The organism is Ilumatobacter sp., assembly GCF_046290335.1.
In the GTDB taxonomy this organism is placed as follows: Bacteria; Actinomycetota; Acidimicrobiia; order Acidimicrobiales; family Ilumatobacteraceae; genus Ilumatobacter_A.
In genome coordinates this window covers 67,434-79,953 of sequence record NZ_JBKAGH010000005.1, presented here as the reverse complement: position 1 = coordinate 79,953, position 12,520 = coordinate 67,434, and the positions used below count along the sequence as shown (strand labels likewise).

At 67.0% G+C, this 12,520-nt stretch carries 9 protein-coding genes; 3 read left to right on the top strand and 6 right to left on the bottom strand.

All coding sequences use genetic code 11. From position 1 onward, the window contains the following. Positions 1-133: 133 nt before the first annotated feature. The gene (locus ACE37B_RS18215; protein WP_409924760.1) at positions 134-3,619 is read left to right on the top strand and encodes a fibrinogen-like YCDxxxxGGGW domain-containing protein; all 3,486 of its coding nucleotides are present in this window, start codon (positions 134-136) and stop codon (positions 3,617-3,619) included. A gap of 58 nt (positions 3,620-3,677) precedes the next feature. Here the strand turns inward: ACE37B_RS18215 and ACE37B_RS18210 are convergent, their stop codons facing one another. The 4 genes from ACE37B_RS18210 to ACE37B_RS18195 form a co-directional block, all read right to left on the bottom strand. Next, entirely contained in the window at positions 3,678-4,853 is a 1,176-nt protein-coding gene (locus ACE37B_RS18210; RefSeq protein ID WP_409924759.1) for a glycosyltransferase, read from the bottom strand. A gap of 2 nt (positions 4,854-4,855) precedes the next feature. Further along, positions 4,856-5,590: a phosphotransferase family protein gene (locus tag ACE37B_RS18205; protein ID WP_409924758.1), complete on the bottom strand. Its 735-nt coding sequence runs from the start codon at positions 5,588-5,590 to the stop codon at positions 4,856-4,858. Positions 5,591-5,748: 158 nt separating this feature from the next. Further along, a complete protein-coding gene (locus tag ACE37B_RS18200; protein ID WP_409924757.1) occupies positions 5,749-6,933 on the bottom strand; it encodes a glycosyltransferase family 4 protein in 1,185 nt (394 codons plus the stop codon). Between the two features lie 124 nt (positions 6,934-7,057). After that, positions 7,058-7,966, bottom strand: coding sequence for a sulfotransferase (locus ACE37B_RS18195; RefSeq protein ID WP_409924756.1), 909 nt, complete (start codon positions 7,964-7,966; stop codon positions 7,058-7,060). Positions 7,967-8,246: 280 nt separating this feature from the next. Here ACE37B_RS18195 and ACE37B_RS18190 point away from each other — a divergent pair, with 280 nt between their 5' ends. After that, positions 8,247-8,993, top strand: a complete 747-nt coding sequence (locus ACE37B_RS18190; RefSeq protein ID WP_409924755.1) for a sugar transferase — start codon at positions 8,247-8,249, stop codon at positions 8,991-8,993. 169 nt (positions 8,994-9,162) lie between these two features. On the opposite strand, the gene ACE37B_RS18185 is transcribed toward ACE37B_RS18190, so the two are convergent. Continuing rightward, complete coding sequence (locus ACE37B_RS18185) at positions 9,163-9,960, bottom strand: WecB/TagA/CpsF family glycosyltransferase (RefSeq protein WP_409924754.1); 798 nt, start codon at positions 9,958-9,960, stop codon at positions 9,163-9,165. Then, positions 9,960-11,024 carry an NAD-dependent epimerase/dehydratase family protein gene (locus tag ACE37B_RS18180; protein ID WP_409924753.1) on the bottom strand — a complete coding sequence of 355 codons (1,065 nt, stop codon included), beginning with the start codon at positions 11,022-11,024 and terminating at the stop codon, positions 9,960-9,962. Before ACE37B_RS18180 ends, ACE37B_RS18185 begins: the two co-directional genes overlap by 1 nt. 131 nt (positions 11,025-11,155) lie before the next feature. Between ACE37B_RS18180 and ACE37B_RS18175 the strand changes: the two genes are divergently transcribed. Further along, a complete protein-coding gene (locus tag ACE37B_RS18175) occupies positions 11,156-12,490 on the top strand; it encodes a chloride channel protein (RefSeq protein WP_409924752.1) in 1,335 nt (444 codons plus the stop codon). The last annotated feature ends 30 nt before the right edge of the window (positions 12,491-12,520 follow it).

Below are 12,520 nucleotides of genomic sequence, written 5' to 3'. Positions count from 1 at the left end.
GTCGGGTTGACGCGCATCGTGAGATTCCTTGCAGGATCTTGACCGAACGTGGTGGTCCGCCGCACGAATCTCGATCTAACGTTGACGCAGCGCAGCTCGGGGTGTTGGCGGACCGGGCGAGGAGGGCAGCACGATGCACACCAGAGCGGGAATGTCGATCATCGGTCTCGTCGTCGCGCTCGGTCTGGCAGCGACGATCACTCCATCGGCGGCACGGGCGCAAGGAGAGCCCGAACCGGCCACCTCCACGCTCGACGGCAGCAGCGCCGATCACGCGGCGGCATCATGCTGGGAGATCAAGCAGGTGCACCCGGATTCGGTCGACGGCGTGTACTGGCTGCGGACGGAATCGTTGGTGCGACCCGAACAGTTCTACTGCGACATGACCACCGACGGCGGAGGCTGGCTGCTCATCGCCCGCGGACGCGAAGGATGGACGTTCCGTGACTACGGGCAGCTGACCCCGCAGGATCTCCGCACCAACGTCGACGGCCCGGCGGCGTTCTCGCCCGCAGCACTGTCGACCGAGATGATCGACGCGTTACTGAACGGTGGCGATGTCCGTTTGGTGCCCGATGGGGTTCGCCTGCGGCGAGCGATGGATGTCACAGGGACCACGTGGCAAGAGATCCGATGGGAACCTCTCGATCTCACCTCGTGGTCGTGGGCGGTCGGAGCGGGTCATCGGCTCGCGTCGTTCTCGGTCGACGGTGTCGTCGGCACGGGCTCGAACACCCGAGATTCCAACGAGCAACTTCCCGGGGAAGTCGGTGCCGGCAACGGCGGCCAGAACGGTGCCGGCCGCTGGTTCACGTACCCGTGGAGTGGACACGGCGGGCTCGCCGGGTTCTCGTTCGGCGGGAGCGTGTCGGGCTCTGGCGATGCCGCGTCGTACCTGTGGGAGTTCGCCGACGAGAACCACGCGATCCCGTTCACGCAGGTCTACCTCCGTCCGCAGATCTCGACGCCACCGCTCGACCTGATCGCCCCGACCGGTACCGCGGAACAGACGCTCAGCCCGTTCCTGAGCGATCATCCCGAGGAACTCGCAGGTGGCGTACTCGGCGTGCGCAAGGTCGAGGACTCCGAACCGCAGGTCGATGCACCGGTACTGGCGATCGCGACGCATGGCGACACGGTCTACGTCGGCGGCAAGTTCGACGACGTCCGCGATGCTCGTACCGGCGAGCTCGTCGACCAGAACTACCTGGCCGCGTTCGACCGCGAGACCGGTGTGTGGTATCCGGACTGGCGTCCGACGCTCGACGGGACGGTCTGGGATCTTCGAGTCGTCGACGACAAACTGATCGTGGCTGGTCAGTTCAGCAACGTCGACGGCGAGCCGTTGACCGCAGGACTCGCTGCGCTCGACCTCGACACCGGAACGCTCGTGCCCGGCTGGCGCGCTTCGATGGAGCTGAGTGGCTCGACGGCGCGGCCGATGGCGCGTGCGCTCGACGTGGCCGACGTCGACGGGGTCACCTGGATCTACGTCGGCGGCAACTTCACTCAGATCGAGTCGACGTCGGCCACCCGCAACCAGGGTCGTCTCGGCCGAGTGCGAGCCAGCGACGGGTTCCCCGACAACCAGTTCCTTCCCGATGTCGGCGGCGTCCCGTACGACGTCGAGGCGAACGAGGGGCGCGTGCACGTCGTCGGCGCGTTCCAAGGCGTCAACGGCAACGCCGACCAGGGGGTGTCGACCCTCGACTGGACGACCGGAAACGTCCTCGCCGCGTACGGCCCTGCCGAGTACACGACCCCGAACGTCTCACGCCAGTATCAGCAGGCGGTCATCGCCGTCGACGACGAGGTCTGGCAGGGAGGTTCGGAGCACAACGTCCACGTCTACACCGACTCCGACTACTCGATCCTCAAGCGTCACGTCACCTCCGGACGCGGAGGCGACACCCAAGCGTTCGCCCGGATCGGTTCGACGGTGTTCCAGGCCAGTCACGGCAACTCGTGGATCTACGAAGATGCTCGGACCTGGCCGCAGCTCGACGAGTTCTCGCGCGCCGATGACTACAAGTGGGTCGGCGCGTTCGACGCGCTCGATCGCACGTACGAGACCACCTGGGTGCCGTCGCTGCGGTCAGCCTTCACCGAAGGAGTGTGGGAACTCCACGCCGACGTCGACGACTGTCTCTGGTTCGGGGGAGACATCGTCGGAGGACCGTTCGTCGGCGGGCAGCGCCAGTACCTGGAGAGCTTCTCCAAGTTCTGTCCGCGTGACACGACGGCTCCGTCGGTTCCGAGCGACGCCGCGGCCACGGTGTTGAGCAGCGGCGGTGTTCAGGTCGACTGGGATCCGTCGAACGACGACCGTCCCGGCTTCGTCGGCTACGAGATCCTCCGCAACGACCGCGTCGTCAGCCCCCTCGTCTACGGCACCAGCTACGTCGATCCGAACGGGTCGATCGCCGACCGCTACTTCGTTCGCGCGGTCGATCCGTCCGGCAACCGATCGGCGAGTTCACCCTCGATGACACCAGGCGACAATCTCGCCCCGACGATGCCGACGAGCCTCGCAGCATCGGTCGATGGCGACGGGCTCGTCGTCTTGAGCTGGGATCCGTCGTTCGACGATGTCGGCGTCGACGTGTATCGCGTGCTGCGCAACGGTGTCGAACTCGCATTGGTTCCCGGCGACGAGACGTCGATCGAGATCGACGACCTCGCGGCCGGGCCCCACTGGCTGCAGGTGCAGGCGGTCGACGCCGCGGACAATGCATCGTTCCGGACGCCCCCGGTTCGTATCGACATCGCTGGCCCGGACACGCAGCGGCCGACACAACCGGGGACGCCGAATGCCACGGTCGACCCTGCGACCGATGTCATCAGCTTTTCCTGGCTGGCGTCGACCGACGACACCGCCGTGGAGGGCTATGTCGTTCGTCGAAACCTCGTCGAGGTCGCGGCCGTGGACTCGTCGACGCTCACGGTCGAGCTCGATCTCGGCGTCGGCGGGCATTTCCTCCAGGTCGAGGCCTTCGATGTGGCGGGCAACGTGTCGGCGCGCACCACGCCGGTCTTCGTCGAGATCGACGACGGTGTCGATACGCAGATGCCGAGTACTCCGACCGATCTGGTCGCGACCGAGGCCGCCGATGGGACGATCGATGTGTCATGGAGCGCGTCGACGGACGACGTCGGGGTGACCAGCTACGAGATCCAACGCAACAACGTCGAGGTGCTCGTGGTCGACGGCGCGACGACGTCGGCGAACCTGGCCGGCCTGGGCGGCGGGTCGCACTGGATTCAGGTGCGGGCCATCGACGCTGCGGGAAATCAATCGTTCAAGACGTCTCCGGTGCGTGTCGACGTCGTCGGGCTCGACACGACGCCGCCGTCGCCGCCGGGCGAACTCGACGTCACGGTCGAGGCGGATGGCACGCTGAGCGTGTCGTGGACGGCCTCCACGGACAATGTCGCCGTCACCGAGTACCGAGTGCTTCGCAATCTCGTGGAGGTCGCGGTCGTCGACGCGGCGACGCTGACCACGTCACTCGACCTCGGATCGGGAACACACTGGATCCAGCTGCAGGCGGCCGACGCCGCAGGCAATCTCTCGTTCCGTACTGCTCCCGTGATGGTCACGGTCCTCGAGCAGGCGTGACGGCGGGTTGGCGGGTTGGCGTGATGTGCTGTTGCGGGCGCTGTCGATCTGGCGGTGGTCAGTCGTGGCCGACGCCCGACGTGGCGAGGACGCTCAGTTCGCGATCGAGGACGCCGATCGACGCGTCGCGGGTGTAGCGCTCGAGGAATCGGCGTCGGGCGGCGTCGCCGAATCGGCGTTGTGCCTCGAGGTCGGCGGCGCGTCGGAATCCGTCCGCCAGTCCGTCCGGTGTGGCCTCGGTGGTCCAGCCCGTCACGCCGTCGTCGACGAGGCTCGCCACGCCGCCCCCGTTGCTCACCAACGACGCGCGACCGCGTGCCGCCGCTTCGATGACGCCGCGGCCGAACGGCTCGGGCCAGGTCGAGGGCACCACGGTGACCGCCGCGGTCCGGACGACGTCGAGGATCTGCTCGTGCGGTACGAGCCCGAGCGGCACCACACCGCGGTCGGCGTGTTCGCGCACGAGTTCGTCGAGCGGTCCCGTCCCGGCGACGTGCAGCGTCTGGTGCCTCCACACCTCCGAACGAACCCAGCCGTCGAGCATCGGGGCGACGCCCTTGTCTTCGGTGAGGCGGCCAGCGAAGAGGAACCCGTCGCCCGGTGACGAATCGGGCGGACCCGGGTCGTCGACGAAGTTCGGGCGAACGACGATGCGTTCCGCGTCGAATCCGGCGTCGATCAACTCGTCACGGACGTAGTCGGACACGGCGAGATAGCGGTCGATCGAGGCGAACGTCGAGCGATGCAGCGCGAGGCTCAATGCCATCGGCGCCGTCTTGATCGGCGAACTCTGGTAGCAGCCATGGCGGATGGCGGGCAGGTTCCAGCGCGAGGTGAGGCACGCTCGACACGCTGCGCCGTCGCGGTACAGCGTCGACTTCGCACACAGCATCCGATAGGAACGCACGCCAGCCGCAACCGGCACCTGCGCTTCGTGCAAGGTCTTGACGACCCACGGAGAGTGCAGCGGGAACAAGTTCTCGACCAGGGCGACGTGCGGCCGGAAACGACGGATGCTCTCGCGCACGCGACGGACGCTGCGTCGGCTGTAGATCGGTCGGATCGCGAGGTCGGCGAGCGGGACGTCGCCATCGGTGATGACGTCGCTGTCGGCCGACAGCACCTCGACGTCCCAGTTCCGGTTGCGGAGGCCCTCGATCTCGTCGAGTACGGAGAGGTTCTCGCCCGATGCGTTCTCGGATCGATAGAAGTTGTGGATGACCAGGACGCGCATCGTCAGGCTCCCGGCTCGCGGGCGGGGGAGGCCGGTGTGGCGGGTGAGGGGAGTGGCGCGTGCTGTTGCAGCAGCGCCCACCACGGTCGGACGCTGTCGCAGGCGCGTCGATAGGCGGCCAGGTCGCTGCCACGCGGTCCCCATCCGGCCGACTCCCAATCGAACAACGCGAGGCCGTGTGAGGTTCGACGAAGGTTCCACGGGGTGAGGTCGCCGTGCACCGGAACCAACTCCGAGGCGCTGTCCGCATGTTCGGCATCGTGCGCTACCTCGCGCGGAGGCTCAGGCAACGACGACAGACGGGTCGCCAGGTCGCGTTCGAACGTTCGTAGTGGAGCGTCGATGGCGGGGCGTTGCCGTCCGAGCGAGATCGACGTGGTGACCAGGTAGGTGGACACCTGGGTGGCGCCGGGCAGCGTCAGCGCGCCGACTGCGATCGGTGCGGGCGTGGCGATTCCCGGAAGTGGGTGTGCGGCCAACAGGTCGAGCGCAGCGGCCTCGCGTTCGAGTCGATCATCGCCGTCGCCGAGCTTGATGACGACCGGGTTGCCGGTCAGGCGGGCGAGCATCGACAGCCGTCGACGACCCGATTGGCGGGGTGAGACGAGACCGATCGGGCGCAGGCCCGGGAGCACCGCCCGAAGCGCTCCGGTGAGTTCGTCGTAGGAGACCGGAGGCCAGTCGAGCGGCGGCGCCACCGGGAGCGCTCGTGCGCCGAGCACGCCGAGCGCGGTCATTCCCGCGCGATCGACGAGGTCACGTCGCCAATCCGAACTGCCGGCCAACGAGCGAAGGCGTCGCGCCGAACGCCCAGAGTCGGGTGCGATGAGCATTCGGTGAGATCCGGGGACGCGCCGCCAGTCGGTCGAGGAGCTGGGCGCGGAGACGAGCCGCGTCATCGTCGACTCCGTCGCTGGGAGATCGTCGACTCGTAGAGCGCTTCGAGATCGCGGACGCCGGCCTGCGCGGTGTACGTCGCCTCGTAGCGGGCACGCGCGGCTCGACCTGCCGTGTCGACGAGGTCGTCGTCGAGCGCGCCGAGGGCGGCGGCGAACGATCGTTCGTCGCCGGCAGAGGCGACGAGTGGGGGTGGCGTTCCGGTGATCTCTGCAGCTGCCGACGCTGTCGTCGCGACGATGGGCAGCCCGGCGCTCATCGCTTCGATCAACACCATCCCGAAGGGTTCGTACCACTCGGATGGGAACACCAATGCTCGTGCGCTCAGCATCCGCTGCTGCACCTGGTCGTAGGGCATCCAGCCCGCGAAATCGACGTCACGAGGTGCGCCCTCGTGGAGCTCGGATGCGAGCGGGCCGTCACCGATCACGGTGAGTCGTAGTTGTGGATCGACTCGTCGGTCGCGGCGTTCCCACGCGCGCATCAAGACCTCCAAGCCCTTGCCCGGCGCGAGCCGACCGATGAACAGCAACTCGTGCGAGGCCGACGGGGGAGCGGTTCGCTCGCCGACGTCGGCGGTGAAGTGCGGCTTGACGATGAGCCGGTCCGCGGGCACGCCGATGTCGATGAGTCGGTCTCCCATGAACGCCGACGGGGCGACGAACCGGTCGACGGCGTCGAGCGCACGCCGACGTCGCGCCGACATGACCTCGACGGCAGCCACGGCCGACAGCATCCGCGAGTCCCGGTAGCACCCGTGAACCACACCTCGTATCGGCGTTCGTCCGACGCAGGCCGTGCAGACGGTCGATCCCCGGAACAGATCGACGCTCAAGCAGCCGAGGCGGTAGTTGTGTACCGTCATCACCACCGGGACATCGCAGGCTGCGGCCGCCTCGAACACCGACGACGACAAGGCGAACCACGTGTTGTGCACGTGCACGACGTCGGGCCCGAACTCGACGATGCGCTGTCGCACCGCAGCTGCTGCGCGGCGGTTGTTGCGGCTTCGGGCCAGGGCAACGACGGCGCCGGCTGCGTTTGGCGGGTTGTGCGCGATGTGCTGCTCGACCTCGTGGCCGGCGTCGCGAAGCGCAGCTGCCTCGGCGTGGACGACCGTGTCTTCGCCCGCGGGCGTGCGATAGCCGGCGTGGAGCTGCAACATCTTCATCGTGACCGCCATCTCGCCGTGCTGATCGCGGGAACGATCGCGATGCTGGGCGACGTGTTCATCGAGTCGTCGTTCATCGAGTCGTCATCGGCAGCGAGTCATGAGGTCTGGAGTGATCTCTCGTGTCGAAGCAGCATCAGACCGGCGACGGGCCTCCGAAACGCGGCCACGGGGGCGGGTCGCCGAGCAGCTCGGCGACCCGCTCGACGTCAGGCCGGAAGCGTTCGATCAACTCGGTTTCGAGGTCGTCGTCGATCGTGCCAGGCCGGGGAGCGGCATTGCGATGACCCCCGACCGGTTCGTCGAACGGCGCGATGCCGAGCCGGTCGGTGATCCGACCGATCACCCGCATCGGGTTGCCGTAGTAGCGCTCCGAGAAATCGACGAGGACTCGGTCGGGTCCGGCCGAGTCGAACCAACGCTGCAGCGAGTCGGCGTACTCGCTCTGCGCGGCGTAGCTCTGCTGCTCGTGAGCGTGGCTCGTCGCCAGATCACCCGATCGCAGCCGGTCAGCGTCGTTGCCGACGCGTTCCGCTTCGGCGCACAATGCCTCACGCAATCCGAGAGTCTCGACCCCGTTGCGGGTCTGCTCGGCCCAATGCGAGATCGTGCGCTCGACGGGATCGCGCAAGAGCACCACGAACACGGCGTCGGGGAGTTCGGCAGCCACGCGACGTGCCGCGAGCGGCTGGAAGAAATAGTAGGGACTGGCTTCGGCGGTGAACGCGGCCCCGACCGAACGTCGGTGCCTGCTTCGGGTCAGTTCGGTCACGAAGTGGCTGCGGTACCAGCGGCGGCCGCGGTGCAGGTTCGAATCGAAGTAGTGGACGCCTTTCTGGTTCTCTCGCAGCGGGAGCCGCTTCGCCGACGGAACGAGTGGGAGCATCGCCCGATGTTGCTCCAGATCGCGGAACAGCGACGTGGTCCCGCCGCGCTTGACGCCGATGATGACGAGTTCGGGCATCGGTCGCAGGTCGGCGGTGGCCATCGCCGCAGCACGAACGCCGCGCTTGCCGAGCTCTCGAGCAGTTCGCCCCACGTTCACCACGAGTCGATGGTAGCGAGGTGGTCATGGCTCGGTCGGGATGCGACACGGTTCGGTTCGAGGTCCGGCGATCGGCTGACAGATGTCACGTTCCGTGGCGCGTCAAGGTTCGGTCAACTGCCTTGCCTATGGACAGTTTCACTGTCACACTGGCGTTCAGCAGCACGGGAAGAGCGGACTCCCACTGCGCTCGGGCGGTGCCCTCGCATGGCGGAAATCGCTCACGTTCGGTGGAGAACGTGTCGATGTCGCGAGGGTGAGAATGGAAGCAGGCGGTCACATGGCGGAACGAGTACGAATCGAATCGGTCATCGAGGCGCGGCACGCCGAGCCGGATCATGAGAGCGAGCACCGGACTCGACTGTCGGTCGTCCCGCAACTCGAGTCGGCCTCGCCACTCGAGCCGATGCGCCCCGTCACCTTCCGGCCGTCGCTCTACACGCGGGTCGTGAAGCCGTCGTTCGATCGTACGGCAGGGTTCGCCGGGCTGGTCGTCGCTGCGGTACCGATGGCGATCATCTCGATCGTCATCCTGGTATCGATGGGGCGACCGGTACTGTTCCGGCAGCGACGGGTCGGCCTCGACGGTGAGGTCTTCGAGGTCCTCAAATTCCGCACGATGCGTCCGGATCGGCGGAACTCGGCGCTCGACGTCATCTACGACCGACGCGAGACCCACAAGACGGTGCACGATCCTCGCCACACCGCTGTCGGCCGGGTGCTTCGCCGCTACAGCCTCGACGAACTGCCACAGTTGATCAACGTCGTGCGTGGCGAGATGAGCATCGTCGGACCGCGTCCTGAACTCGAACACGTCGTGGCGAGCTATCGGCCGGGTCTGGAACAGCGCCATCTCGTTCGTCCCGGCCTGACCGGACTCTGGCAGATCTCTGCACGTGGCGAAGGCCCGATGCACGAGAACGGCAGATGGGACCTCGACTACGTCGAACAGGTGTCGTGGCGCACCGATCTGAAGATCTTGGTCAAGACGCCTGCAGCGATGCTCGGCGACAACGCCGGCAGCTGACATCCGGTCGATCGCTCGCCGCATGACGGCGAACGACCCGGAAGCGCGACGAGGCGCCGCTCGTTGGCGGGGCCGTTGCCTGGCCTGTTGGCGAGGCCGTTGCCTGTTGGCGGAGCCGTTGCCTGTTCGCGGAGCCGTTGCCTGTTGGCGGAGCCGTTGCTCGTCGGAGTCAGCTGTAGCCGATGTGGGTCGGCTCGGTGCCGGTCGTGGGGGAGTAGCGACCGAACTTCTGGCGCACCGCCGCCCACACGTACCGAGGGTTGAGGATCAGATACCGGCGCCACAGGCGCATCGGGTTGGCGATGAGCCGTTGCGCCCACTGCAGCCCTGCCCGTTGCACCCAGGCCGGTGGTTCGGCCTGGAGTCCGGCGTGGAAGTCGAACGCAGCGCCCACGGCGAGCGTCGGCATCGAGAGGCGCTGTGCGTTCTCGTAGGTGAAGACTTCCTGGCGTGGGCATCCCAGTCCGACGAAGCAGATCTTGGCCCCGGTCGCCCGGATCTCGGCCGCGATCTCGTCGAGTTCGTCCTCGGTCGAAGTCGCGAACTTCGACGGGCGCATCCCGGCGATCTCGATACCCGGCGTCAGCGTGGGCAGACGTTCGGCCAGATGATCGAGGGTGTCTTGGGTGCTGCCGTAGAAGAACACCGGCACGCCGACGGCGGCCGCGGCTCGGCAGACCTCGAGGGTCAAGCGAGGGCCATAGACACGGTCGGGGAGCCCGGTGTCGTGAATCGCGTTCATCGCCCACCGGACCGGTTGGCCGTCGGGGGTGATGAGATCGAACGTGTTGAGCCGGGTGATGTGTTCGGGATCGTCGACCCCGGTCATCACGCCGTGAACTGCGAGGGCTGACACCGCGTACGGTCGCCCCTCCTCGGCCGCGGTCATGATGCGTGCGACGGCGGCCTCGTAGTCGACCGCGTCGACCTGGACGCCGAGCACCGAGACTTTGCCACGGTCGATCATCAGGTCCAGCGATCGGCGTTGGCGGCGAACATCTCTTCCAAGATGGCACGAACGTCGTACTCGAGCTTCCACGTCGGATAGTGCTCCTCGAAGCGCGCGTTGCTGCCGATCCACCAGATGTGGTCGCCGATGCGGTTGTCTTCGACGTAGGTGTGATCGAGTTGTTTTCCGGTGATGTCCTCGCACATCGCGATCGCCTCGCGAACGGAGCAGTTCGAGAATCGCCCGCCGCCGATGTTGTACACCTCGGCCGAACGCGGTGCCCGCCAGACGTGTTCGAAACAGCTGATCAGGTCGGACGAGTGGATCGCGTCGCGCACCTGCTTGCCCTTGTAGCCGAACACCCGGTACGGCGTGCCGCTCATCGTGCACTGCATCACGTAGGCGAGGAACCCGTGGAGTTCGGCCGCCGAGTGGTTGGGGCCGGTCAGGGTGCCACCGCGGAAGCAGGACGTCTTCATGTCGAAGTAGCGGCCGTACTCCTGCACGACCACGTCGGCGGCGACCTTCGACGCACCGAACAGGCTGTGCTTGGTCATGTCGATCGACATGTCCTCCTTGATGCCGTCGGCGTACTCGTGGCCGGGGTCGATCTCCCAACGCGTCTCCTGCTCGACGAGCGGAAGCCGGTTGGGTGTGTCGCCGTAGACCTTGTTGGTCGACGTGAAGATGAACACGGCCTCCGGGCAGTGCTGGCGGGTGTTCTCGATCATGTTGAGCGTGCCGACCGCGTTCACGTCGAAGTCGGTGAACGGGTCGCGTGCGGCCCAGTCGTGCGACGGCTGGGCCGCGGTGTGGATCACGAGTTCGATGTCGGTGCCGTACTTGCGGAACAACGACTCGACCCCGTCACGGTCACGGATGTCGAGGCTGTGGTGGGTGTAGCGCTCACCGAGCTTTTCCTCCAGCGCGGTCGCCATCCACGCGGTCGAGGAACTGTCGCCGAAGAACACCTTGCGCATGTCGTTGTCGACGCCGACGACGTGCAGGCCGAGACCGGCGAAGTGTTCTGCGGCCTGTGAGCCGATGAGACCGGCCGAGCCGGTGACCAATGCGATTGCCATGCCCTGTTCATCGTACGTTTCGGCCGAAACTGAAGCGCTGATGCTCCCAGCCGTCGGGGATTCGAGCTTCTTCGACGAGAAGTGTCCGAGTTGCCGGGCGAGTGGACGCACTGGGCGTAGGATCGACCGACGTGTGGACGGCCGGGGTGATCAAGGGTTTTCGTCCTGGAAACCTCGAGCTGCGCGCTGGCGAGCTCCGAAGTCTCGTTCGTCGCTCGCGCGAAGTGGTCTTGTTGGCCGCGGTCACCGGCGCGATCACCGGGCTCCTGGTGAGGTTCTTCGAGTACGTGGTGGCCGAAGTCGCGTTCCACGCGCTGCTCGACGCCGACTGGCGGTGGGGCATCATCGCCCCCGGCGTCGGCCTCGCGGCGTCGGCGATCCTGCTCCACACCGTTGGCGCCGGTGCCTCACCGGCGACGTCGGACGAGTACCTCCGGGCCTTCCACGACCCGGAGTACCCGTTGCGATGGCGGGCGTTCGTCGGGCGCCTCGCAGCGGCGTTCGCGACGCTCGGATCGGGCGGCGCGATGGGCCTGGAAGGCCCGTCGATGTACAGCGGCTCGGCGATCGGTGCCATGGTGCAGCGTCGTCTGCCTGCCTCGTTCCGCGGAGCCGACTATCGAACGCTGCTCGTCGCCGGAGCGGCTGCAGGTGTTGCTGCCATCTTCAAGGCGCCCGCCACGGGGGCCATCTTCGCACTCGAGGTGCCGTTCCGTGACCAGATGGCACGTCGCATGCTGCTCCCCGCACTCGTCGCCAGCGCGTCGGGATATCTCACCTTCGTCGCGCTGAGTAGCACGCGACCCATCTTCTCGTTCGCGGACGACGAGCGAACCGTGTCGCTGTTCCAGTACGTCGACTTGTTCGGTGCCATCCTCATCGGTATCGGGTGTGCGATCGGAGCTCGGCTGTTCTCGAAGCTGATGCGTACGGCGAAGGCGTACACCCTGCGACCCGTCGTCATCCGGATCGTCGTGGCGAGCACCCTTCTGGGCGCGTTGTTCCTGGTCACACGCATCTTGACGGCCGACGGATGGAATCCCGCCGATGGCGAGAGCCTCACGCTGGGATCGGGTTACGAGGTCTTCTTCTGGCTGGGCGAGGAGCAGGCGTTGTGGCTGCTCGTCGCGGTGTTCGTGCTCCGCATGTGCGCCACGGCGGCGACCCTCGCCGGAGGCGGTGTGGGTGGCGTGTTCATCCCGCTCGTCGTGGGTGGGGCGCTCGTCGGACGGATCGTCGGCGAGGTGTTCAACACGGTCGACCCGACGCTCTACGTGCTGCTCGGCATCGCCGCATTCCTCGGCGCGGGCTATCGCGTGCCGCTCGCGGCCGTGATGTTCGTCGCCGAAACCACCGGGCAGCCGGGGTTCATCGTGCCAGCGCTCTTCGCGGCGGTCGCCGCCGACCTCGTGATGGGTGAGGTCTCGATCACCACCTTCCAGCGCACGCCGAACACCGACACTTAGCCCCGCTGTCAGCAAGGTCGATTCGCCCGT